The sequence below is a fragment of the Halomonas sp. hl-4 genome (assembly GCF_900215475.1).
Taxonomy (GTDB): Bacteria; Pseudomonadota; Gammaproteobacteria; order Pseudomonadales; family Halomonadaceae; genus Vreelandella.
Window position 1 is genome coordinate 4,177,384 of record NZ_LT907845.1, and the last position, 24,189, is coordinate 4,201,572.

Below are 24,189 nucleotides of genomic sequence, written 5' to 3' on the forward strand. Positions count from 1 at the left end.
CTTTGTTATAGAATGCCAGTATAACGCCTAGCGCATTCAGGAGTAAGGTTTGGCAATGCTGACTGTGAAGAATTGTTTCTCACAATGACGGGCACATTCGCATGAATCGAATGTTAACCTAAAGCTCAGAATGTAGCTTGTTATGTCTGGGACAGATAGCAAGCAAAATATCTTTTGAGCGAACAGCCCTACGCTAATCCCAATGTTAGCTACCAAAAGGATGGATGATGTTCACCCGCCACCAGAGCGCTTATTTTGCCCACTGGTTGACGCAGTCCGGTAAGATTGAGAATCAAATCTCACGAGCCATGGCGTCAGCACGTGTCGATATGAATCCACACCAGATTGATGCTGCCTGCTTCGCATTAAAATCACCTCTAGAAAAAGGGGTATTGCTTGCGGACGAGGTTGGGTTAGGTAAAACCATCGAAGCCAGCTTGGTAATGGCCCAAAAGTGGGCTGAAGGAAAGCGCAACATCCTTTTGATCGTTCCTGCATCGCTGCGCAAGCAGTGGAATCAAGAGCTGCAGGATAAGTTTGAGCTTCCATCAGTCATTATTGATGGCAAGGTGGCTGTAGAACTTAAAAAAGAGGGGATAAATAACCCGTTTGATCACCAAGATAAAATCGTTATCTGCTCATATGAATATGCTTCGCGCCAGAAAGATGCTATCCGTTTGGTAAGCTGGAATTTGGTAGTGTTTGACGAGGCTCACAAACTTCGCAATCTCTATCAAAAAAAGGGTAGCAAGCGCGCACGTTCGTTGGTGGAAGCAACCGAATTTGCCGATAGCCGTGTGCTGCTATCCGCTACCCCGATTCAAAATAACCTGATGGAATTGTATGGTCTGAGTCAGGTAATTGACCCTCATTTTTTTGGTGATGAGAAATCATTTCGATCCCTTTATGTTAATCGTCAAAAGAACGATAAGGCGCTTGAAGACTTAAAACAGCGTATCCGTCCGCTCACCCACAGAACATTAAGGCGGCAGGTGCAGGAAGAGGGTGGTATCAACTTCACTAACCGCTATTCCATTACACAGGACTTTACACCGCTGCCTGCTGAGTGGGAGCTATACCAAGACCTCTCGCATTATCTTCAACAGCCCAATAATCAGGCGATTAATTTCCGTGCTCGCCACCTAGTAAGCATGGGACTGCGTAAAATATTGGCTTCATCCTCTTTCGCTGTTGCCGAAACACTTAAGAGTATGATTGAGCGGTTAGAAGCGCAGCAATTGCTGAACGAAGATGCGTTATCAGACATTGAAGAGATAGATGATTGGTTGGAAACACGGCAAAACGACAGTAATGATGATGCTTTCAGTGAGCAACCAGCGTACTCAAATGATGCGCTTCGGCAAGAAATAGCCAAGCTTAAGGGGTTTCGGGATCTAGCCCAAAGCATCACCTCTAATGCCAAAGGGCAGGCCTTGCTAACGATGCTTGAGAAGGCATTGGCAATGACAGAAAACCTTGGTGGGCAACGCAAAGCGGTAGTATTTACCGAGTCCTGTCGCACACAGCTATACTTACAAGAACTGTTAGAAGAACATGGTTATCAGGGGCGGACAGTATTACTAAACGGTTCCAATAATGATCCTCGCTCTAAAGCGATTTACCAAGAATGGCTTCAAAATCATAAGGGCTCTGCCCGCGTCAGTGGCTCTAAAGCTTCTGATATGAAGGCAGCATTGGTTGACCGTTTTCGCAGTGACAAAGCTGACATCCTCATTTCCACTGAAGCGGGCGGAGAAGGTATTAACCTCCAATTCTGCTCAGTTTTGATTAATTATGATTTACCTTGGAATCCGCAGAAAGTAGAGCAGCGTATCGGTCGCGTACATCGCTATGGGCAGAAGAACGATGTGGTCGTTGCTAATTTTGTCAATCGTAAAAATCCGGCTGACCGTCGTGTGTTTCAACTACTGAATGAAAAGCTAAAGCTTTTCGAAGGTGTTTTTGGTGCGTCAGACGAGGTGCTGGGTGCGATTGAAGGTAACATCGACATTGAGAGGCGTATCTACGAAATTTACCAAAAGTGCCGTACTGACCAAGAGATCGAGTCTGAATTTGACCAGCTCCAAAAAACGCTGGAAGAGACCCTTGTGGTCAGGGAAACTGCTGCTAGAGAGACGCTGTTAAATAACTTTGATCGAGACGTTGTATCGACACTTAAAACCCGTAGGGATCAGAGTCATGACTTTCTTCAGGAGTATGAGCAAGTACTGATGGACTTGGCAAGAGCTGAGCTTCCTGACGCTGAATTCAACACTAACCATTTTTATCTGAATGGCCAGCGTTATGATCTAAGCTGGCCACTGGCTGAAGAAAATAATTCAGAATTCTTCCGCCTGCAGGCTAATGAACATTTTTTGGCATGGGAGCTAGTGCATAACGCCAAATCCTACATTCTGGAACCTGCGCATCTGACATTTCATTATGATCAATTGCAAGGACAGTTTGCAGCGCTAAAAGACTACATCGGCCAGTCTGGAGTTTTAACTTCCTTTGAACTTTGCTTCTCCTACAATCGCGGTAAGACGCAGAATACTCGGCTTATCGTGTTAGCACAGACGGATGGCGGTCAGCAGTTGAGCTTAGAAAATAGCGATCATCTGTTGTATATCCCAGCCTCAGAGCAAGCACTAACCGGTACGTTACCCCCAGGGTTGTTTGATGATTGGCGTTCACAAATCGTTGAAGAGGCTCAAGCTCAAACCGAAGAAGAGCTAGATAGCTATTTAGAGCAAGAGTCTGAAAAGCTTGAACGTTGGGCCCAAGACCGCCGTAAAGCGTTGATGGCGACAGTTGAAGAGCTGGATGAGCAAATTCGTACGTACAAGAAAGAAGCCCGGCAACTGGCATCCACGGTAGAGAAAATTCAGGCAAAGAAAGCGTTGCGTAAACTGGAGCGAAAGCGAGATGACGCTCTGGCAGAGTATCACCAGTCGAAAAAACAGATTGAACAGGAAGAGGATCGCTTGCTGGATGAGGTAAGTGAAAAGCTAGAGCTAACCCTCGAGATCAAAGAACTGTTCACCGTACGCTGGACACTTAAACACTAAGCTTCTGCGAGATTGCAACATGGATCGGGAAAAGCTCGTTAAAGACATTTTATTTCATATTCGCCTGGGCGAGGATTCTAGTATCGAATTCAAAGCCATTACCTATGACGGAGATCGTCCCAAGGATCCTAACCGAGATAAAATGGCCCATGAAATCGCGGCCTTTGCCAATGGCCAAGGCGGGCGAATTATTCTTGGCGTTATAGATCGTACCCGAGAGGTAGTAGGCATTGATGACGTAAACGTTGCCAAAACAGAAGAGTGGGTTGTTAACATCAGCCAAAACAATATTAACCCTCCGGTTCGGCTGGATACCCATTTGATTCAACTGCCAAATCAGCAAGGCGACCTGAAAACGGTTATTTGTGCGGATATTCCCCGCAGTATTTCAGTGCATCAGAGCGCAGGACGTTATTATCAAAGAGTGGGCTCTACCAAACAGGAAATGAAACCAGAAGTTCTAGCGCGTCTGTTTCAACACCGCTCTCAGGCCAGGTTAATACGATTCGACGAATCCCTCGTCCCCGGAACCACCCAAGCTGATATTGATAAAACACTTAAGTATCGCTTTCTTAAGCCAGACACCCCGGAACGGGACCAGTTGTATAAACTTCACCTGACCGCGAAAGACGAGTATGACGAAGGGCTTTCCGTGTGTGGTGTTTTGCTCATTACACCAGATCCTACGCAATGGCTTACCAACGCTTATGTGCAGTGCGTGTTTTATAGCGGTACGGAGCGCGATGCCCAATATCAATTGGATGCACAGGATTACACAGGGCCAGTTGATCAACAGATCAATGGTGCAGTGGATTTCGTGAAGCGCAATATGCGGGTAGCCGCTAAGAAAGAGCTGGGCCGTATCGATATTCCCCAATATGACCTTGGTGCGGTGTTTGAAGCAGTGGTGAATGCCATTGCCCACCGTGACTACTCCATGACAGGTCGGCGTATTCGTCTACACATGTTTGCAGACCGGCTGGAGCTTTTCAGTCCCGGTCAGCTCTCCAACAGCCTTACCATTGACGGTCTAATGGAAAACACGGTTACTCGCAATGAAGCGCTGGTCAATTTATTAAGCCGCTATTACCAAGCGAGAGAAGAAGCAGGTCGCCAAGCACTGATTGAGCGGCGGGGTGAAGGTGTCCCCAAAATTATTAACCGTAGCCGCGAATTAAGTGGTGTGGAGCCAACGTACCGGATGGTAGATGATAGCGAGTTGCTACTAACGATTTACGCTGCCAGAAAAGATAATCATACAGACTGATGTTAAAAAACATTGGTAGTCAAAATTATTTGGGATTTACATTTTTATATGAGTGAACAGAATACGCGCCTTGCAGGCGAATCATTGGATATAACCCAGCAACGCCGCATTGAGCTCAAACAGCTTTTCCCCACTGCTTTTACCGAAACCCGTAACGACAAAGGGGAAGTAGTCGAGTCACTTGATTTTGAACGTCTAAAAGCTGAATTAGGCGAGCTAACAGATATTTATGACAATCGCCGCGAGCGGTACGGCATGGATTGGCCTGGGAAACGCGATTGCCTACGGCTGATTCAACAGCCGTCAACTGCCACTCTTAAGCCTTGCCGGGAGGAGTCGGTGGACTTTGATACCACTGAAAACTTATTCATAGAAGGCGATAATCTTGAAGTACTGAAGCTCCTGCAAAAGGGCTACTACGGCGAGGTCAAAATGATCTATATCGATCCGCCTTACAATACTGGTAAAGAGTTTATTTATCCTGATAACTTCAGCGAAAGCCTGGATACCTACCTGCAATACGCTGGTTTAAAAGATAGTGAAGGCCGAACTTTCTCAACGAATACCGCGAATGAAGGCCGCTTTCACACCAATTGGCTGAATATGATGTACCCCCGCCTATATCTTGCTCGTAACTTGTTACGTGAAGATGGGGTGATCTTTATTTCCATTGATGACCATGAGGTGGAAAATCTGCGCCGGATGTGTGATGAGATTTTTGGAGAGGAGAATCGAATTGCGTGTTTAGTTTGGGAAAAAAGCAGAAAAAATGATGCTAAGCTATTTTCCGTTGGGCACGAATATATGCTTGTTTATGCTAAAAACAACAGTGTTCTTAAGGAAAAAAACATTATTTGGCGAGAAGAAAAGCCCGGTGCTAAAGAAATTTGGGATCAATATGTTTTGTTGCGAAAGCAATATGGCGAAAGTGATGCTGCGATAGAAACTGACTTGCAGTCATGGTTTTCCCAATTGCCGAGGTCGCATCCTTCTAGAAAGTGGAGTCGATATAAACGCATAGATAAGCACGGGCCTTGGCGTGACCGTGATATTTCATGGCCAGGAGGTGATGGCCCAAAATATGAAGTGATTCACCCTGTAACAAAACTGCCTTGTGCTATTCCTGAGAGAGGTTGGATATACTCTCATCCAGATGAAATGCAAAGGCAGATTAAAAAAGGGCTTGTTGAGTTTAGAAAAGATCACACTAAGCCTCCCTTCCGAAAAGCACACTTAAAGCCTATTGCTGAAGAGTTGGTTATTGCTGATTTTGATGAATACGAGTGTGAAGATGGTAACGATAACGAGCAGTTAGCAACACAAGTGAGAGGGAGTTACATCTACAAGCAAAGCCAAGTAGCAGTTAAGTATCTTCGAAACTTGATGGGGGTGAAATTATTTAACAATCCCAAAGATCACGTTGAGATTAAACGCCTTATTCAATATGCTTGTGGTTCAGAGGGCACTGTGTTGGACTTTTTTTCAGGTTCTGGCACAACCGGTGAGTCAGTGGCAGAACTTGCTTTGAAAGAAGATTTAAATATTAAATATATTTTAGTACAATTGCCAGAACCCAATTCCGAAAAAGAAAAGACGGGCAAAGAGGCCTTGAAGGCTGGGTACTCAACTATTGCAGATATATCCAAAAGTAGATTGTGCAAAATTTATTCTAAATTTGATATAGATTCCGTAAATAAAGGACATCAATCGAAGAGGGGATTTAAAGTTCTAAAGCTTGATAAAAGCAATTTCAAACTATGGCAAGCCCCTAGCAAAGATATTTCCGACGAAGAATTGCTCCACCAAATGGAGCTCATCGTTGATCATATAGACCCTAACGCTAGCCAGGAAGACCTGCTTTATGAGCTTTTGCTAAAGGCGGGCGTGATGCCGACGGAAAAGGTTGAGAAAATTGAACTTGCAAATCACACGCTGTTTTCAGTGGCTGATGACACTCTGTTAATTCATCTGGACGATGTTATCGACCAAGCGCTCATTGATGCCGTATTGGCGACAGCACCCAGCCAATTCATTTGTTTGGATAAAGCGTTCCATCGCAATGACCAGCTCAAAACGAACGCTGTTAAAACTTTTGCAGCGTTTAATCAAGGCAAAGAAAAAATCGATCAAATCGATTTTAAGACGGTATAAGGGGGCTGAGTATGAAACTGAGATTCAACCCCGATCTGGATTATCAGCGGGATGCCATCGAATCTACCTTGGCAGTTTTTGATAATCTCTCTGCGGCTGGTGAACCCTATCGCAAGCTGGGCATCGCCAACACGTTAACGCTTAACCAAGATATGCTGCTAGAAAACCTACATCGTGTGCAGGAACATAATTTTATCGAGAAATCGAATAGCCTGCATGGAGCTGAAGATGATTATCCATTCCCGAATTTCTCAGTGGAAATGGAGACGGGTACGGGCAAAACGTATGTTTATCTGCGAAGCATTTTCGAGATGAACCAACAGCTGGGGCTGCGTAAGTTTATTATCGTGGTGCCATCGGTCGCTATACGTGAAGGGGTACTTTCCTCTCTAAAAATGATGAAAACGCATTTTCGTAGTTTGTATGACAATGTGCCTTTTGATCACTATGTATATAGCGCCAAAGACTTATCTAAAGTGCGGCAGTTTGCCACCGCTAATACGCTACAAATTATGGTGATTAACATCCAGGCTTTTCAGCGAGATGCTGGGGATGTGGAAAACTATGACAACTTGACACAGGGTCAGATCAAAAAGCTCTCGGTAATTCATCGGGAACAGGGTAAGCGATCCAATAAACCCATCTACCTAATCTCGTGAGGGCTGATCACACTGGTGATCTCTTTGGTTTTGGAGATCGTCATGACCTGTGAACTCAACCCCACTCAGGCCTTTTGGTTGGGCCATCTCTATCATGCCTCAGCGCTGAATATGCCGTTAAGTGATTACGCCGACTCACAAGCGTTACCCCTCACCGACCTGCTGACATGGGAGAAGCGGTTAAGCGTGCAAGGCTTGCCGGTGCCACCACGCTGCCGTCCCGCGCGGTTTTTGTCGGTGGAGGTGGTGACATGATCCGCCCTGGTACCGACCTGACGGTTTATTTATGCCGCGAACCCGTGGATATGCGCAAGCAAATCGATGGGTTGGCCTTGCTGGTCCAGGAGGCCATGGACTTGAACCCGTTCGATCAGGCGCTGTTTGTGTTCGGCAACCGCCAACGCGATAAGGTGAAGCTGCTATTCTGGGAACGTAACGGCTTTGTGGTGTGGTACAAGCGCCTGGAGCGCGAGCGATTTAAATGGCCAACGCATCTGGAAGGCGACACGGTGACGCTGACCGGTCAGGAACTGAACTGGCTGCTGGATGGCGTTAACCTTAAGGCCATGCAACCTCATAAAGCGTTGTATTTTCAGCAGGTTGGTTAGTTTTTTCTCCTGTCTCAGCGGTGTTTTTGGTATACTCGGTAGTATGCAAAACGCCGATTCTTCCTCGCCAACGATCTCCCAGCTTGAGCGCAAGCTGGCCGCTGCTGACGCTGAAAATGCGCGGCTATTGGCGTTGATGGAGAAAAAAGAAGCCCAGTGGGAAGCCACCAAACAATCGCTGTTTGAACAGTTCCGGCTGGCCCTGGAGCGTCAGTTCGGTCCTTCCACCGAGAAGTATCAGGTGGATCAAAAGGACCTGCTGATCAACGAAGCCGAAGTGGCGGTTGACGAGGAAGACGGCGACACCGACGCAGCGGACAACGAGGCGGTTAATGACACCGTGGCCGAGCCCACGGCGCCGGCGAAGAAACGCCGCTCTCGGGGTGGCCGGGTAGCGTTGCCGCCCGAGCTTCCACGGGTTGAGGTGGTGCATGATCTCCCTGAAGAGGCACGTCACTGTCAGGATGATGGCACCGCGCTCACGGTCATCGGCGAAGAAGTGAGCGAGGAACTGCACGTCGTGCCCGCCTGGGTGGAGGTGATCCGTCATGTGCGACGTAAGTATGCGTGCCGAACCTGCGAAGACGGCGTCAAGACTGCCCCGGCGCCCGCTAAGTTACTGCCGAAAAGCAATGCCAGCGCCACGCTGCTGGCCTATGTCGCCACCGCCAAGTACCAAGACGCCTTGCCGCTGTATCGGCAAAGCCAGATTTTTGCCCGCCATGGGGCGGAGATCCCCCGCAATACGCTGGCCCGGTGGATGGTGCAGGCCGGTGAACGCATCGCCCCGCTGATCGAGACGCTACGCCGACACCTGCTCCGTTCCCTGCTGATCCATATGGATGAAACGACGCTCCAGGTGAACCAAGAAGCGGATCGCAAAGCCAGTGCCACCTCTTACATGTGGGTGCAGCGCGGGGGGCCGCCAGGCCAACAGGTGGTCTTGTTCGATTATGACGCCAGCCGTGCCGGGCGAGTGCCTGTGCGCCTGTTGGGTGACTATGCAGGTCGCTTGGTCACCGATGGCTACGAAGGCTACGCCGAGGTGGTGCGTCGCAATGGGATCACCCAGGCGGGCTGTTGGGCACATGCACGGCGCAAGTTCGTCGAGGCGCAAAAAGTGCAGCCCAAAGGCAAAACCGGCAAAGCGGACTGGGCGCTGAACCAGATCCGTAAGCTGTACGGCGTGGAAAAACAGGCCAAAGCACTTGAGCCCGAAGCACGCCACAGGCTGCGTGAGCAGAAGAGCCAACCCTTAATCGCTCAACTGCGCACCTGGCTCGACAAGTCACTGGCGCAGGTGCTGCCTAAAAGTGCGCTGGGAAAAGCCCTGCACTACCTGGATCATCAGTGGCCGCGCCTGACCCGGTTCCTCGATGATGGCCTGATCCCGCTGGACAACAACCCGGCCGAAAATGCCATCCGCCCGTTCGTCGTCGGCCGCAAAAACTGGCTGTTCAGCCATACGCAGAGCGGCGCTCACGCCAGTGCGGCGATCTACAGCCTGATCGAAACCGCGAAAGCCAATGGCCTCTCGCCCTACGACTACTTACAACACGTCTTCAAGACACTGCCCACCCTCAACGATGATGAACTGACGACGCTGCTGCCCTGGCAGTGGAAAGAGACCTTACCGGTCTAAGCGAAGCTTGCATAGATGGGGTTTATGGCGCGCTTACGGAACAGGATCGTATGTCTGGAGCAAAGCCCATTGAGTTTATCCAAGATGTTAGACCAGTTCTTATTATTGATGAACCTCAATCGGTAGACAATACTGCTAAAGCGCGTCGTGCAGTCAATCACTTAAAGCCTCTTTTTGCACTACGCTACTCAGCGACCCACCGTAACCCCTACAACGTGATTTATCAGCTTGGCCCGGTTAAGGCTTATGAAATGAAGCTGGTAAAGCAAATTTCAGTGGCGTCAATCCAATCTCAAAGCAATGTTAATCAGATATACTTAAAGTTAAGTAAAATAGGTTATGTAGGCAAGGCCAAAACGCCTTCTGCCTCAGTAGTGATATTTGAAGACAAGCCTAATGGTACCAAAGATAAAACCGTCAAACTTAAGCAGGGTACGGATTTGTCTGACCATACTAATCGATCAGGCTATCAGGGATACGTAGTAGACGAAATCTATGCTGAGCCAGGCGCTGAGTACGTTCGTTTTGCCAATAACGTCATTCTAGAGCCAGAGCAGGAAAAGGACGGTATCCATGATGATGTCATTAAAGAGCAGATTCGTCAGACGGTAGAGGAGCACTTTAAGAAAGAGCGCAACCTGCAGAAGCAGGGTGTGAAAGTGAAGGTTCTTTCACTGTTTTTCATCGACAAGGTGGCAAACTATCGCTACTACGATGAACATGGCAATGTCCAGAAAGGTAAGATCGCCCGCTGGTTTGAAGAAGCCTACCAAGAGTTTGCCGCTAGTTCATTATTCAATGACCTGCCTAAGCGAGACGTAGAGCAAGTGCACAATGGCTATTTCGCAGAAGTCAAAAAGCGTGGCAAGGTGGTTGAGTTGAAGGATACCAGTGGTAACACCGCTAGCGATGCGGAAGTATACGAACTGATTATGAAAGATAAAGAGCGGTTATTGGATGATGCCGTGCCACTGCGGTTTATTTTTAGCCACTCCGCTCTTAAAGAGGGCTGGGATAACCCTAATGTATTCCAAATATGCTCTTTGCGGGAATTCGGCAGCGAAAAGGAGCGACGTCAAACGCTGGGCCGTGGCCTTCGCCTAGCCGTAAATGCCGGCGGTGACAGAGTTTATGATCCTCAGATAAATCGTCTTACGGTCATAGCCAGTGAATCTTTTGAAGAGTACGCTAAGAATCTCCAAACAGAGATGGAGAAAGATATTGGCGGTGGCTTCAAGTTTGGGCGGGTGCCTACAATTGCGTTTGCGGCTTTAACGATTAATGACTCTGAAACACTAGGTCAGGAAAAATCCCGACACCTGTGGCAGGCATTAAAAACAGAAGGCTATCTAGATGCCAAAGGAGACTTGACTGCTAAGTTTAAACCAGATGATCTTTATTTTGAACTGCAAGTGCCCAACGACTATAAATCGCTCGAAAACGAAATTATCGACCGTCTACGCAGCTTTATGTTCGCGGGGCGGGTGAAAGATGCACGAGGGCGTACGGCCGTAAAGTATAATAAGCGGGTAGAATTAAACCCTGCTTGGCCGCAAATTCTGAGTGCAACACCTGACCAAACCGGTAGGGTGTTGTATCCATGTCATATTCTGAACTCTGCACTGAAGAACGTGCCACGATCCATGTCAGCTTCGCGCAAGGCTTGAGCATCAGGAAGGTAGCGGCCCTGCTCGAGCGCTCCCCGGCAACGATTAGCCGAGAAATACGGCGCAATAGATCGTCCGATGGCAGCTATCGTGCGCCACATGCGCAACAATGCCGTGATCACCGTCGAGACGGTTGTCGACCAAGGCGCAAACTGCTTCCTGGCAGCCCTCGGTTCGCCCTGATTCAGCACATGCTGCGTCGGCGCTTGTCTCCCGAACAGATCAGCGGCAAGCTCAAGCATATGAATATCCCTGACCTTCGAGACGCCTACGTCTGCCGAGAAACGATCTACAGTGCCATCTACGCGTTGCCCGTCGGTGAACTGAGAAAGGAGCTGATCCATTGTTTGCGGCAAGGCAAGCCAACCCGTAAGCCGCGCCGTGGCCAGGTCGACCGGCGCAACCAGATCCCGGACATGGTCAGCATCCATCTCCGCCCTCCAGAGGTGGAAAAACGTGAATTTCCTGGCCACTGGGAAGGCGACCTGATCAAGGGCAAGAACAATGCATCGGCTGTCGGCACCCTTGTCGAACTCAAAAGCGGTTACCTGATCCTAGCGAAGATGAACGATGCGACTGCTACCTCTGCTGTAGAAGGCTTCAGCGCAGCGCTGAATCGCATGCCGTTGGCCGCACGGAAGAGCATGACGTATGACCAAGGACGTGAGATGACGCAGCACGCCAAGGTCACCCAGAATACTGGTGTCGCTATCTACTTCTGTGACCCACACAGCCCATGGCAGAGGGGCGCCAACGAAAATATCAATGGGCTCATACGACAGTACTTGCCCAAGGGAACGGATCTATCGATCTATAGCCAGCAAGAACTGGATGAGATCGCGCTTGAGCTGAACATGCGCCCGCGAAAGCGCTTCGACTTCAAGTGCCCTATTGAGGTGATGAGCGAGGAGCTGGCGAAGTACCATGAGGTTCCGTCATCGACACATTGACGGTGTTGCACTCAGAGCCTGCATCCGCCCTGATTTCAAGGCTCTGTGGGATAAAATCAGCCAAAAAACTCGCTATGCCATTCATTTTGATACCCAACAACTGATTAATCTAGCCAGTCACAAACTTAAAAATATGCCTGTGGTAAAGCCGGTTACGCTAACAATAGGACATACTCAGACTAAACTGACCAATGCTGGCTTCGGCAGTGATCGGCAAATATCAACCCCGAAAGAACTTTATATAAGCTCCCATGACGTGTTGCCGGATTTGATTGGTGTTTTGCAGGAGAGGACTTATCTAACACGGGATACGTTGCTAACTATTATTCGTAATTGCAAGCGGTTGGGGGAGTTTAAAACGAATCCTCAAGGTTTTATTACCGAGTCCGCTAAACAGATTAAGAAAGCGCTCGATGGGCTCCTGGTAGATGGAATACGCTATGAGAAGCTTGGCGGTGAACGCTACAAAATGGAGTTATTTGACGAGCCGGAGCTGGAAACATACTTGGATCGCTCTTACCAAGTGCTTCATGGTAATCAAGGCAGCCAAGTTCAAACACCGTATAACTATATTGAGTGTGACTCTCAAATCGAACGGAAGACTGCACATGCTTTAGACGGTGCCGAGAATGTCAAATTTTTCTGTAAATTGCCGCGTTGGTTCACAATTCCTACACCGGTTGGTGAATACAACCCCGATTGGGCTGTCGTATTAGAAGAGGATCGTAAAGTTTACTTGATTCGTGAAACGAAAACGACTCATGATAGTGATAAGCGCCGTTTAGAAGAAAATCTGAAAATTTTATGTGGGGAAGCCCACTTTAAAGCGTTAGATGATGTGGACTACCGGGTGGCTACGTCCGTAGATGAAGTTATTTCGATTTCATAATGCTGTTGGTAGGGTTCGCTTCCCCTGTAGTTAGGGGAAGCTTTTTACTTAAGTCTAGGCGTGGGTTCTGATCAAGAGTCATCTTGTTGCAACCTAGGCTTCATCATGATATGCGTTCTAGTTATCGGTAAGCCTTGTAATCGGTTAGGCTTATTGCCTTGCTATTATATGCCTCCGTCATGGTTAAAGAGTGAAGCTAACGGGTGCTTCAGGCTGCTTTTTTTGAATTGGGCCCCACGATTAACCATACTGAAAGTAAAACGATTAATGAACCAAGTAAAAATCCGCTAGAAATCGTTTCGTTGAGGACTAAAAAGCCCCATAACACAGCGAAAGGCGGCACCAAGAAGGTAACGGTAAGCGACCGTAACGGCCCGATGTCTGCGATCAATCTAAAATAAAGGATATAAGCAAGGGAAGTGCATAAAAAGCCGACGGCTAGCAGACTGATCCACACATCACCTTGCAGCCAATCAATGCTGGGGCCAGTTGAAAGGTTCCAAAGCAAAAAGGGGGTGAGAAAAATGGTTGCGCCTATTTGACTGCCAAACGCAACCAGCGTTGAATCCAGGCCGCCCTGCTGGGTAATCCATCTTCGGGTAAGAAACCCTGCAAAGCCGTAACCAATAGTGGCGATGATGCAAGCAGCAACGCCAATATAGATGTTACCAGCGATATTCGAATCACCCACCGTAGTAATGATCGTAATGCCGACAATCCCTAGCGCTATACCGACCAGTTTTCTTATAGATAAACTCTCGCTAAAAAAATAAAAGCCAATCATGGCCCCCATTAAAGGTGTCGTTGCATTTAAAATCGCTGAGTAGCCACGACGTCACCCCCTGATTGAGTAGCGCTACACTTTAGAGTCCGATCCTATGGGTAAGGAGATTGGACATGAAGAAGCGTTTCAGCGAAGAACAGATCATTGGCTTCTTGGCCGAAGCCGAAGCGGGACTGCCCATCAAAGAGCTATGCCGTCGGCACGGTTTCTCAGAAGCCAGTTACTATCTATGGCGGAGCAAGTTTGGCGGCATGAGCGTCCCCGATGCCAAGCGACTCAAAGAACTCGAAGCCGAAAATGGACGCTTGAAAAAGCTGCTCGCAGAGTCGCTACTGGAAATGGAGGTCACTCGCGAGGCGCTGAGAAAAAAGTGGTGAGCGCCCCGGCACGCCGAGACGTGGTGCGCTTTATGGTGTCACGTGGCCTGAGTGAGCGCAGAGCGCTCCGTGTCATTCGTATGAGTGCCAGTGCATTGCGCTACCAGCCGGCCCCTGACCGCAATGAGACATTGCGTGAACGCATTGTTGCCTTGGCACACCGGCATCGCCGCTATGGCGCTGGCATGATCTACCTGAAGCTGCGTCAGGCCGGAGAACCGGTCAATCACAAGCGTGTTGAGCGTCTGTATGCGGAAGCTCGCTTGCAGGTGAAGCGTCGCAAGCGCAAGAAGGTTCCCATGTCTGAGCGAAAGCCACTTGGTCGCCCTGGGGCTGCCAATCAGGTCTGGTCAATGGATTTTGTGTTTGACCGGACGGCAGACGGACGAGTGATAAAGAGCCTCACGGTTGTCGATGACGCCACCCATGAAGCCGTGGCGATCGTGCCTGAACGTGCCATTAGCGGACTGTTTTTAACACGTATTCTGGATCACCTGGCCCTACAACGTGGCCTACCGAGCGCCATTCGTACGGATAATGGAAAGGAGTTCTGTGGGCGCGCCATGCTGTCATGGGCGCATCTACGTGGCGTTGCCCTGTTTTTAATCGAACCTGGAAAACCCAACCAAAACGCCTACATCGAATCGTTCAATGGGCGCTTTCGAGATGAATGCCTAAATGAGCATTGGTTCACCAGCCTTCAACACGCCCAGGCTGTCATCGAGGCATGGCGGCGGGAGTACAACGAAGAAAGACCGAAGAAGAGTCTTGGAGGGCTGACACCGTCAGCCTATGCCGAGCAACTGGTGGTAAAACACGATAAAGTTATTTCTGACTCTAAACCCGGGTGCTACTGAAGATGGGGTGACGTCGGCCAGCCGGTAACAATGTGGCGGCTATGCTGTACATAAGAAAAGGGATGCCTGAATTGATAGCACCCAATATCAAAATCTTGCCTAATTTTCCTCTAAACTTCAGACTTTTACGTATGAAGAATATAATGACAGCTAAGCCAATAAATCCGAAAAAAACTCTAAAAAAGGCTGTGTTTATTGCTCCTATCGCCGGTCCCGCTATTCGCATAAAAAGAAAACTTGCTCCCCAGATAGCGGCTAGCGACAGTAGTCGTATATAGTCTATTGCTCTCATTGTATGCCCCTTTTTAAGGTTTTCTATTGGCCTATAGGCCCTCGGTTTATGCATATGGGACTCAGTATTGCCCTTCGTTAGTGTGGGGAGACACCCGTTTCTTGCTGTCTTTTTAATTTTTATAAATTGGCTTAGCTGGTGGGGAGAGGTAAGCGCGGAATGGGTTAGCTCTGTTGGGCCTGTCATTACGAACGCAGTGAAGTGATCAGGGGTTATGGGCTGGTGCACATTTTTTTGCAATGAGCGGGCTCGGCTTCGCCTAGCGGGCACAGAAAAGGTATTGTTATGGGTTAAGATCTGTTTGAAAACGACGAAATGAAGTTGATTAATCTGTTACCGCGGGATGGGGAAGCCTATTACCACGGCAACATCCTGGAAACAGCTACTGCTGACCTGTATCTGGATCAATGCATCAGCGAATTAAGCTGGGAACATGATCGTGCGTTTATGTTTGGGAAGGAGATCGTGACCCAGAGGAAGATGGCCTGGTACGCGGATAAGCCGGTCTCCTATACGTACTCCGGGTATACCAGGACGGCGTTAATGTGGCCCGATTTTTTGCGCAGAATTAAACAGCGGGTGGAGAGCAGCAGCGGCGATATCTTCAATTCGTGCCTGTGTAATTTTTATAGCTCAGGCGATGAAGGTATGGGATGGCACAGCGATGGCGAGAAAGAATTGGTTGAAGACGGGGCGATAGGGTCCTTGACGCTAGGCAGCGCTAGAAAATTTTCCTTCAAGCATAAAATAACGGGCGAGCGTTTGTCGTTAAGTCTTGAGCACGGCAGCTTATTGATCATGAAAGGCAGGACACAGAAAAACTGGCTACATAGCCTGCCTAAAACCAAGAAGTCGACGGATCCGCGGGTTAATCTGACGTTTAGGCAGATGCGCTTCTGAGTTAGGGAATATAACCACAACGCTAGCTGCCCCGTTTGGGGCAGCCGCCATACTACGCAACGTGGGTTTGCGCCATCGCTGTTTCAGTCACGTCTGGGAACCGGTGCCAATGGCGCGGGTGGGCGTAAAGCCGTTGGCCGCGGCGTAATACCAGGCGGTTAAAGTCGGCGTGGCGCACTGTCGCCAGCCAGGGTTTCGCCAGCCAGTCGGCTTCCAGTTCCACGCGGACTTCCGCTCCCACGGGGGAAATCGCCGTAATGGTGACTGGCAGGTGGCTCTCCGCAGTGGGCTGCTCGGCCAGGCGCACCTCATGCGGGCGCAGCAGCAACTCTGCGTCGCCATCCGCCAGGTCGACCGCCAAATGTGCATCGCCGCAGGTGAGCGTGCCGTTTTGCACCTTGCCTTCCAGATAGTTAACGTCGCCCAAAAATTCAAACACAAAGCGGTTTTTCGGCGCGCGATAGAGCGTTTCCGGGGTGTCAATTTGCTCGATACGCCCATTGCTCATCACCACCACGCGGTCGGATAGCTCAAGGGCTTCTTCTTGGTCGTGGGTCACAAACACGCTGGTGAAGTTGAACTCTTCGTGCAGATGACGCAGCCAGCGGCGTAGTTCCTGACGCACTTTGGCATCAAGCGCGCCAAATGGCTCATCAAGCAGCAGTACATCCGGCTCGACGGCTAGCGCACGAGCAAGTGAAACGCGCTGCTGCTGACCGCCGGAGAGCTGTGCCGGGTAACGGTTGGCAAAGGCTTCAAGTTTGACCATCTCAAGCAGGCGATATACCCGGGCGCGAATATCCTGGGCAGAGGGTCGCTGCGCGCGCGGCATGACGGTCAAGCCAAACGCGACGTTGTCATAGACGCTCATATGACGGAATAACGCATAATGCTGAAACACAAATCCAATTCGGCGGTCACGCACGTGAACGTGAGTAACGTCGCGCTCGCCAAATAAAATCTTACCGGGAGACGGTGTGCGGTCGGCGTTTTCCAGGCCGGCAATAATCCGCAGCAAGGTGGTTTTACCCGAGCCGGAGGGTCCCAGTAAGCCGACCAATTCGCCTTCCTGGATATCCAGATTGATTGGCCCCAGCGCTTGAGTTGCACCAAAGTGCTTGGCGATATTCTGTAAGCGAATGCTCATGCAAATGCCTCCCGGCGCGACGCGCGCCATTCCAGCCCCGCCTTGGCGGCGAGCGTCAGTAGGGCGATCAATGCGAGTAGGGCCGCGCAGGCAAAAGCCCCCACGGCGTTGTAATCCTGGTAAAGCTGCTCCAAGTGCAGGGGCAGCGTGTTGGTCTGGCCGCGAATGGCCCCTGAGACAACGGATACTGCGCCAAATTCGCCCACCGCGCGGGCGTTGGTCAGGATAATTCCGTAGAGTAGCGCCCAGCGGATATTAGGCAGCGTAACGCGTCGAAACGTCGTCCAGCCCGATGCGCCGAGCACAACGGCAGCCTCTTCTTCCCGCGATCCCTGGGCCTGCATCAGCGGTATCAGCTCGCGGGCCACAAAGGGGCAGGTAACGAAGATGGTCACCATCAAAATACCCGGCCAGGAAAACATCAGCTGAATGTCGTAGCTATCCAGCCAGCCGCCGATCCAGCCATTGCGTCCGTAGAGCAACAGATAAATAAGACCGGCCACGACGGGAGACACCGCGAAGGGGATATCAATCAGCGTTTGTAGCAGCCGCCGGCCAGGAAAGCTGAAACGCGTCACCAGCCAGGCAAGCGCAACGCCGAACACCAGGCAAACCGGTATCGTGAGCAGGGCAATGCCCAGCGTTAGGCCGATGGCGTGTAGCGTATAAAAGTCACTGACGTTGGACCAAAACACGCTGACACCCTGGGAAAACGCCTGGGCGAAGATAGCCACTAGCGGGAGCAGTAGAAATAGCCCTGAAAGCCCCACGGCCATCGCAATCAACAGGCGGCGGACAAGCGGTGCGTCTCCAATCCGTTGCATTACGCTTTTCCTCCATGCAAGCGGCGCACAAACCGGCCTTGCCAAATATTGATCGCCAGTAGCAAGGCAAGCGAGACAAATAGCACCACTGACGCAATGGCCGATGCACCCACGTAGTCGTATTCCTGGAGCTTGATGAAGATCATCAGTGCCGTGATCTCGGTTTCGTAAGGCATGTTGCCTGCGATAAAAATAATTGCCCCGAATTCGCCGAGCGAGCGTACAAACGCAAGCCCCGTTCCGGTCACCAGGGCTGGCCATAGGTGGGGCATGATGACGCGACGAAAGGCAACGCCGTCGGTGGCCCCCAGCGACATGGCGGCTTCGTCCACCTCAACGGGCATGTCCTCTAACACCGGCTGAACGGTGCGAACCACAAACGGGATACTGGTGAATGCCATGGCCAGGGCGATTCCGACCCAGGTCTGCGCAACGGGTAGGTCGAGCGCTTCTAACCAACTGCCCATCCAGCCATTGCTTGAATAAAGCGTTGCTAGCGTAATGCCCGCCACTGCGGTTGGCAGTGCGAAGGGCAGGTCCATCAGCGCATCCAACAGTCGCTTGCCAGGGAAGGTGTAGCGCACCAATACCCAGGCCAGCAACAAACCAAACACAGCGTTGATCAACGCCGCGACCGCCGCCGCTCCGATGGTGACCATGTAGCTGGCAACCACACGGCCTTCGGTGATAATGGTCCAGTACTCAGCAAAGCTAAGCCCGGACAGTTGGCCGAAAAGCCCGGTAATGGGTAGCAGCAGTACCAGCGAAATAAACAGCACGCTGATGCCCATGGAAAGGCCAAACCCCGGCAGCACCCGCGCGCTGCCGGACTGGCGAAGAACGAAATGGCTCATAGCTCAATCCGGCGGATGAAACGCATTAGCGGCGCTGAAGCTGGTCGAGCATGCCACCACCTTCGAAGTGGGTTTCCATAGCCTCTTCCCAGCTACCGAATACATCCTCGACCTTGAGCAGGTCGGTATCGGGGAATTCGTCGGCGTATTCGTCAACCACGTCTTCATGATGGACGCGGTAATTGAAACCGGCCAGCAAGCGCTGGGTGTCCTCGCGGTAGAGGTATTCCAGATAGCTTTGCGCCAGGTCGCTGTTTTCGTTGCGCTCGGCATTAGGGCCCACCACGGCTACGGGGAACTCGGCCAGGATACTGGTGGGGGGTACGATGACTTCGTAGTCGTCGCTGCCGTATTCCTTGCGAATGTTATTCACCTCGGATTCAAAGCTGATTAACACATCGCCAATTTCGCGCTCGATAAAGCTGGTGGTGGCACCTCGGCCGCCGTTATCAAATACTTCAACGTTACCCAGGAAGGTGCGCATGAAATCCTGGATTTGCTCTTCATCACCGTCAAATTGTTCGTCGGCAAAGCCCCAGGCGGCGAGATAAGTATAACGGCCATTACCCGAGGTTTTCGGGTTGGGGAAGACCATCTCAATATCTTCTTCCACCAGATCGTCCCAGTTTTCGATGCCTTTGGGGTTGTCCTTACGCACCAGGAACGCTGTGGTGGAGTAGTAAGGTGAGGCATTGTTGGGTAGGGCGTCTTGCCAATCTTCAGCAACGAGGTCGGCATCAGCCAAGGCCTGGACGTCAGTCACTTGGTTATAGGTCACCACATCGGCGCGAAGCCCCTGCATGATGGCGCGTGCCTGGGCAGATGAACCACCGTGAGACTGGCTAACCTCGATTTCCTCGTCGTGTTCTTCTTCCCACCATGATTCAAATTTGGGATTAATTTCGGCAAACAGTTCACGTGCAATATCATACGAAGAGTTGAGCAGCTCGCGTTCTTGAGCCATAGCAGGGCTTGAAAGCGTGGCGCCAATGGCGAGAGCCAACATGCTACGACGGAAAACAACAGGTAATGACATCACAAGCTCCTTGAAAGCTAAGCCAGCATTGGCAATTTAGTTAGCAAGCTTAAACCTGTGATTGTGGAATTACAATCGTGTTTTATATTCTTTTTTAGAATAACGATTAAGAAAAATGGGGGCTAACTTATGCACGATACGTGTCTGCTCTCACCGCCGCGCGAAGGTTCTGCTAACATGCCCGCCTTTAAAGGCGGCAATGGCCGTTGTTCCCTCTCTTTGGCAAAGCAGGAATGTTGATATGACCGCTGCGCATGATTATCTGATTGCTCCCTCGATTCTTTCCGCCAACTTCGCACGCCTGGGCGAAGAGGTGGACAATGTGCTCGCGGCGGGGGCCGACATCGTACATTTCGATGTGATGGACAATCATTACGTGCCTAATCTCACTATCGGCCCCATGGTGTGTAAGGCGCTACGTCAACACGGCGTGACGGCACCTATCGATGTACATTTAATGGTCAAGCCGGTGGACCGTATGATCAGCGACTTTATTGAGGCGGGAGCCAGCTACATTACGTTTCACCCGGAAGCCTCCGAGCATATCGACCGCTCGCTGCAGCTGATCCGCGGCGGGGGCTGCAAGGCCGGGCTGGTCTTTAACCCGGCCACGCCGCTGTCCTATCTGGACTACGTGATGGATAAAATCGATATGGTGCTGTTGATGAGCGTCAACCCCGGTTTTGGCGGTCAGTCGTTTATTCCCGCCACCCTGGATAAGCTGCGCGATGCCCGTGCGCGAATCGACGCGTCGGGGTTGCCGATTCGCCTGGAGGTCGACGGCGGCGTGAAAGCCGACAACATTGGCGAGATTGCCGCGGCCGGGGCAGATACGTTCGTTGCCGGATCGGCGATCTTTAATGCCCATAACGCGAGCGACCCTCATGGCTACGATTCTGTTATTCGACAGTTACGCGCGGCAATGGCTAGCAGCTAAGCAGCGGCTAGTGCAGCTTCATACGTGGCTTTAAGTAGCGGTTGAGCTTATCCACCAGCCAGGCGAGCCCGGTTTTGGGCGCGCCATGAATGGTCAACTGGTGCATGCGATAAAGCGACGCGTAGGCCCGGCGTGCCAGCCAACCTTCAAGAAATAACCCGCGTGACGCAGAGCTGCGCATCAGGCTGCCCACTGCATCGTAATGGGCCAGTGAGATCAGCGAGCCGCGGTCCTGATAGTGAAAATCGGTGAGTGGCTTGCCTTCCAATTGATTCACCAGATTCTTGGCTAGGTGTTTGGCCTGCTGGTGGGCGGCTTGGGCCCGTGGCGGAACGGCGCTGTCTTCCCCCTGGGGGCAATGAGCGCAATCACCGAGGGCAAAAATCGCCGGATCATCGATGCACTGCAGGGTTTTCGCCACTTTTATCTGGTTCTTGTTATTGGTTGCAAGCCCCAACTCTGCGAGAAACGGTGGTGCTTTTATCCCTGCCGCCCAGACGTTGAGATCGGTTTCGATTACGTCGCCATCGTTGGTAACCAGGCAGTTGGCCTGCGCTTGTTTAATTGCGGTGCCAACATGGACGGTCACGCCCATTTTTTCCAGATCCTGCTGGACGGTTTGGCTGATACGTTCGGAGAGCCCAGGAAGCAGGCGGGGCGCTGCCTCTAATAGGTGCACGCTGATCTGTTGGTGATCGAGGGCCGTTACCCCGTAGGCATTGAGCATTCGCGAGGCGTCAAATAGCTCGGCAGCCAATTCCACGCCGGTGGCACCACCACCGACAATACCAATCGTCAACTGGGTATGCTGGCGCAGTGACGGGTCGGTGTAGCGCAAAAAAGTATTGATCATATCGCGCTGAAACGCCTTCGCCTGCTGGGGTGAATCAATAAAATGGCAGTGCTCGGCAACGCCGGGCGTGCCGAAGTCGTTGGATACGCTACCCAGTGCCATCACTAAGTAATCGTAGGCGAGTTGCCTGGCGGGCAGGACCTCCTCACCATCTTCATCGACAATGGGCGCTAGATGCAGTTGCTTGGCTTGGCGATCAATGCCGGATAGCGACCCACGCTGGTAGCGATAATGATGCGCCGAGGAATGACCGCGGTAATCCACCTCGTCCATGCTGGAATTCAGCACCCCCGTGGCTAATTCGTGCAATAGCGGCTTCCAAACGTGGGTGGTGTTGCGGTCAAGCAAGACGATATTGGCGCGTTCAGGTTTGCCAAGTGTACGTCCTAGTTGCGTCGCCAGCGCTAAGCCGCCAGCGCCGCCGCCAACGATCACGATGGTAGGAAGGCTCATGTCTTACTCCTTGACTAAATGATCCTCAGCATAGAGGTTTCTCGCGTTAGTGACGAATGTGAGGCGAGGTTAATATAGCTAAACTCTCTCTCAATCAGAACCCGCTGGCTTGAGCTTCAGAGCAAGTTAATCTTTACGCAGAAGGATACAATGTGCACCCACTACTTCGCGGTAAGCGTTTAATTGCCTTTGATCTCGATGGCACGTTGATTGATTCTGTGCCCGACTTAGCAGCTGCAGTGGCGCATGCGTTGGCGGACCAGCAATTGGCAGAGCCAACGGCGGATAAGGTACGCGATTGGGTGGGTAACGGCGCAGCGGTGCTGGTTGAACGCGCCTTAACGTGGGCTCAAGGTGAGCCCGCTGAGGCAGCGCTTTTTGAGCGCAGCTACGAGGCTTTTTTGCGCCATTACGCGGCCGCGTCCAACGAGTTGACGACGCTCTATCCTGGCGCGCACGAGGCGCTAGCCGACCTGTGCGAAGCAGGCTTTACGCTGGTGTTAATCACTAACAAACCACAGCGCTTTATTGCGCCAATTTTAGATCACTTCGGCTTAGGAGCGTGTTTTACGCTGTGCCTTGGGGGAGACTCGCTGGCTGAGAAGAAGCCTTCTCCGGTGCCGTTACTGCATGCGGCCAACGCCTGCGGCGTGCAACCTGCCGAGTGTGTGATGGTAGGTGATTCGCGCCATGATATTGCGGCGGGCAAAGCTGCGGGCTTTGCGACCCTGGCACTGCCGTATGGCTACAATCACGGTGAGCCGATTATCCACAGCGCACCCGATGCCATCTTGGGTTCATTAACCGAGTTGCTCGCGTGATCACGGGCCAAAACCGGCGCGGCAGAGGACTACTCGTCTTCCTCGCGCGCACCGCCTAAGGTGGCATGCAGCTGTTCGGCATTGTGGCGCAGCATATCGACATAGTGCGAGGCCGGCCCGTCGCTGCCGCTGAGTGCATCGGTGTAGAGCGGTCCCGCTAGGGGGAGGTCAGCATAGCGTGCCTGGGCGTCCATGTGGATTTTCGGTGTCGTACTCTCATAAAACAGCGCGGGTGGCCGCTTATCGGCGAGTTGCGCCTGCAGGCGGGCCATGGCGTCGGCCGTGCCGAACGTTTCGTGGTTAACGCCCCATAAAGCGGTGTAGTCGAAGTCATAGGCGTCGGCAAAGTAGGCCAACCCAGCTTCGCTGGTCACCAACGCCCGGTTGGTCTGGGGGATACCGCCCAAGCGCTCTTCAATGTCGGCGTCTAGCTGCTCAAGGGTTTGCTTGAGATCGTCGGCGCGTTGTTCAAATCCCTCGGCGTGATCTGGCGCATGCTCTGCCAGGGTCTCAGCGATCACGTCCACGTAGGCCGCAGCCCCTTTGGGAGCCATCCACATATGGGGGTCAGTATCGCCTTGATAACGGCCAGTATTAAGCGGAAGGGTGGGATAATCTGCCTGCTCGGCCAGTGCCACCATGGGTAAGTCATCTTCAACGATAGCCTGTACATCACGCAGCCACGGTTCTAATTCAAAGCCGTTGTAAAACACCAGGTCGGTTTCTTCTAATGCCAGGACATTGGGTGGGGTAAGATCCCACCGGTGGACATCTTCGTCGGCCGGGACGATGACATTAACCTCCACATCGTCGCCCGCCACACGCTTGACTAAATCGGCGATTACCGAGAACGAAGCCACTACCCGAAGCGGGGTTTGCGCGGTTGCGGGAGCGCTGGCGATTAACAGCGCCAGTAAGAGCGTGCTCCCTTTGATGACATTCTTGCGCATTCCACGCTCCTGGCTGTCTTAAAAAGCAACCGATGATAAAGATTGTAATGCCGCGTTACTAGTTCCCGTGTGCTGGAAGCGGTCTTCAAACGCTACGTTATCATCCTGCTAGGAAGATACAATTTAACAGCATAGTCTTTTCCCATCAGGTACCACGTCTTTATGCCGGTTTTAAACGCCACCATCCGACTTCAGCATCGGCC

22 protein-coding genes and 1 pseudogene are annotated in these 24,189 nt (G+C 51.4%); 15 read left to right on the forward strand and 8 right to left on the reverse strand.

Annotated elements, in window-relative coordinates:
• The first annotated feature begins 227 nt into the window (after positions 1–227).
• The 10 genes from CPH17_RS19540 to CPH17_RS19585 are packed head-to-tail and all read left to right on the forward strand — an operon-like array spanning position 228 to position 12,901.
• Positions 228–3,068, forward strand: a complete 2,841-nt coding sequence (locus CPH17_RS19540; RefSeq protein WP_074395883.1) for an SNF2-related protein — start codon at positions 228–230, stop codon at positions 3,066–3,068.
• Positions 3,069–3,087: 19 nt separating this feature from the next.
• The gene (locus CPH17_RS19545; protein WP_074395884.1) at positions 3,088–4,335 is read left to right on the forward strand and encodes an RNA-binding domain-containing protein; all 1,248 of its coding nucleotides are present in this window, start codon (positions 3,088–3,090) and stop codon (positions 4,333–4,335) included.
• Positions 4,336–4,383: 48 nt separating this feature from the next.
• Entirely contained in the window at positions 4,384–6,486 is a 2,103-nt protein-coding gene (locus tag CPH17_RS19550) for a site-specific DNA-methyltransferase (RefSeq protein WP_074395885.1), read from the forward strand.
• Positions 6,487–6,497: 11 nt separating this feature from the next.
• Positions 6,498–7,145 (forward strand): DEAD/DEAH box helicase family protein, encoded by a 648-nt coding sequence (locus tag CPH17_RS19555; RefSeq protein ID WP_096300852.1) that lies wholly within the window; start codon positions 6,498–6,500, stop codon positions 7,143–7,145.
• Positions 7,146–7,187: 42 nt separating this feature from the next.
• Positions 7,188–7,400 (forward strand): hypothetical protein, encoded by a 213-nt coding sequence (locus CPH17_RS19560; protein ID WP_074394775.1) that lies wholly within the window; start codon positions 7,188–7,190, stop codon positions 7,398–7,400.
• Positions 7,397–7,753: an IS66 family insertion sequence element accessory protein TnpB gene (tnpB, locus tag CPH17_RS19565; protein WP_074394776.1), complete on the forward strand. Its 357-nt coding sequence runs from the start codon at positions 7,397–7,399 to the stop codon at positions 7,751–7,753. Before CPH17_RS19560 ends, tnpB begins: the two co-directional genes overlap by 4 nt.
• 43 nt (positions 7,754–7,796) lie before the next feature.
• Positions 7,797–9,395, forward strand: coding sequence for an IS66 family transposase (gene tnpC, locus CPH17_RS19570; protein WP_074394777.1), 1,599 nt, complete (start codon positions 7,797–7,799; stop codon positions 9,393–9,395).
• Between the two features lie 50 nt (positions 9,396–9,445).
• A complete protein-coding gene (locus CPH17_RS19575; RefSeq protein WP_197703500.1) occupies positions 9,446–11,062 on the forward strand; it encodes a hypothetical protein in 1,617 nt (538 codons plus the stop codon).
• Entirely contained in the window at positions 10,996–12,012 is a 1,017-nt protein-coding gene (locus tag CPH17_RS19580) for an IS30 family transposase (RefSeq protein ID WP_027336024.1), read from the forward strand. Before CPH17_RS19575 ends, CPH17_RS19580 begins: the two co-directional genes overlap by 67 nt.
• Positions 11,987–12,901: a restriction endonuclease gene (locus tag CPH17_RS19585; RefSeq protein WP_197703501.1), complete on the forward strand. Its 915-nt coding sequence runs from the start codon at positions 11,987–11,989 to the stop codon at positions 12,899–12,901. Before CPH17_RS19580 ends, CPH17_RS19585 begins: the two co-directional genes overlap by 26 nt.
• 208 nt (positions 12,902–13,109) lie before the next feature.
• Here CPH17_RS19585 and CPH17_RS19590 read toward each other — a convergent pair whose 3' ends face one another.
• On the reverse strand, positions 13,110–13,694 hold the full coding sequence (locus CPH17_RS19590; RefSeq protein WP_231898053.1) for a DMT family transporter: 585 nt from the start codon (positions 13,692–13,694) through the stop codon (positions 13,110–13,112).
• A 104-nt stretch (positions 13,695–13,798) separates the two neighbouring features.
• Here CPH17_RS19590 and CPH17_RS20335 point away from each other — a divergent pair.
• Positions 13,799–13,948, forward strand: a pseudogene (locus tag CPH17_RS20335) (transposase); the annotation flags it as partial.
• Complete coding sequence (locus CPH17_RS19595; protein WP_231896491.1) at positions 13,915–14,919, forward strand: IS3 family transposase; 1,005 nt, start codon at positions 13,915–13,917, stop codon at positions 14,917–14,919. The pseudogene CPH17_RS20335 and the gene CPH17_RS19595, both read left to right, overlap by 34 nt.
• Here CPH17_RS19595 and CPH17_RS20450 read toward each other — a convergent pair.
• Positions 14,900–15,397: a DMT family transporter gene (locus CPH17_RS20450; protein WP_331712945.1), complete on the reverse strand. Its 498-nt coding sequence runs from the start codon at positions 15,395–15,397 to the stop codon at positions 14,900–14,902. The genes CPH17_RS19595 and CPH17_RS20450 overlap by 20 nt on opposite strands.
• Positions 15,398–15,526: 129 nt before the next feature.
• On the opposite strand from CPH17_RS20450, the gene CPH17_RS19605 reads away from it, so the two are divergent.
• On the forward strand, positions 15,527–16,111 hold the full coding sequence (locus CPH17_RS19605) for an alpha-ketoglutarate-dependent dioxygenase AlkB family protein (RefSeq protein WP_096300853.1): 585 nt from the start codon (positions 15,527–15,529) through the stop codon (positions 16,109–16,111).
• Between the two features lie 52 nt (positions 16,112–16,163).
• Here CPH17_RS19605 and CPH17_RS19610 read toward each other — a convergent pair whose 3' ends face one another.
• From CPH17_RS19610 to cysP, 4 genes are read right to left on the reverse strand one after another with little or no spacing between them, the layout of a single operon-like run.
• A complete protein-coding gene (locus CPH17_RS19610) occupies positions 16,164–17,258 on the reverse strand; it encodes a sulfate/molybdate ABC transporter ATP-binding protein (protein WP_096300854.1) in 1,095 nt (364 codons plus the stop codon).
• A complete protein-coding gene (gene cysW / locus CPH17_RS19615) occupies positions 17,255–18,082 on the reverse strand; it encodes a sulfate ABC transporter permease subunit CysW (RefSeq protein WP_027336211.1) in 828 nt (275 codons plus the stop codon). Before cysW ends, CPH17_RS19610 begins: the two co-directional genes overlap by 4 nt.
• Positions 18,082–18,936 (reverse strand): sulfate ABC transporter permease subunit CysT, encoded by an 855-nt coding sequence (gene cysT / locus CPH17_RS19620; RefSeq protein WP_096300855.1) that lies wholly within the window; start codon positions 18,934–18,936, stop codon positions 18,082–18,084. Before cysT ends, cysW begins: the two co-directional genes overlap by 1 nt.
• A gap of 25 nt (positions 18,937–18,961) precedes the next feature.
• Entirely contained in the window at positions 18,962–19,972 is a 1,011-nt protein-coding gene (gene cysP / locus CPH17_RS19625; RefSeq protein ID WP_096300856.1) for a thiosulfate ABC transporter substrate-binding protein CysP, read from the reverse strand.
• Positions 19,973–20,213: 241 nt separating this feature from the next.
• Here cysP and rpe point away from each other — a divergent pair, with 241 nt between their 5' ends.
• On the forward strand, positions 20,214–20,909 hold the full coding sequence (rpe, locus tag CPH17_RS19630) for a ribulose-phosphate 3-epimerase (protein ID WP_096300857.1): 696 nt from the start codon (positions 20,214–20,216) through the stop codon (positions 20,907–20,909).
• A gap of 7 nt (positions 20,910–20,916) precedes the next feature.
• Here rpe and CPH17_RS19635 read toward each other — a convergent pair whose 3' ends face one another.
• Entirely contained in the window at positions 20,917–22,215 is a 1,299-nt protein-coding gene (locus CPH17_RS19635; RefSeq protein WP_074395892.1) for an NAD(P)/FAD-dependent oxidoreductase, read from the reverse strand.
• 152 nt (positions 22,216–22,367) lie between these two features.
• Between CPH17_RS19635 and CPH17_RS19640 the strand changes: the two genes are divergently transcribed.
• Positions 22,368–23,036 carry a phosphoglycolate phosphatase gene (locus CPH17_RS19640; RefSeq protein ID WP_074395893.1) on the forward strand — a complete coding sequence of 223 codons (669 nt, stop codon included), beginning with the start codon at positions 22,368–22,370 and terminating at the stop codon, positions 23,034–23,036.
• 29 nt (positions 23,037–23,065) lie between these two features.
• Here CPH17_RS19640 and CPH17_RS19645 read toward each other — a convergent pair whose 3' ends face one another.
• Positions 23,066–23,986, reverse strand: coding sequence for a metal ABC transporter solute-binding protein, Zn/Mn family (locus tag CPH17_RS19645; RefSeq protein ID WP_074395894.1), 921 nt, complete (start codon positions 23,984–23,986; stop codon positions 23,066–23,068).
• Positions 23,987–24,189 lie beyond the last annotated feature (203 nt).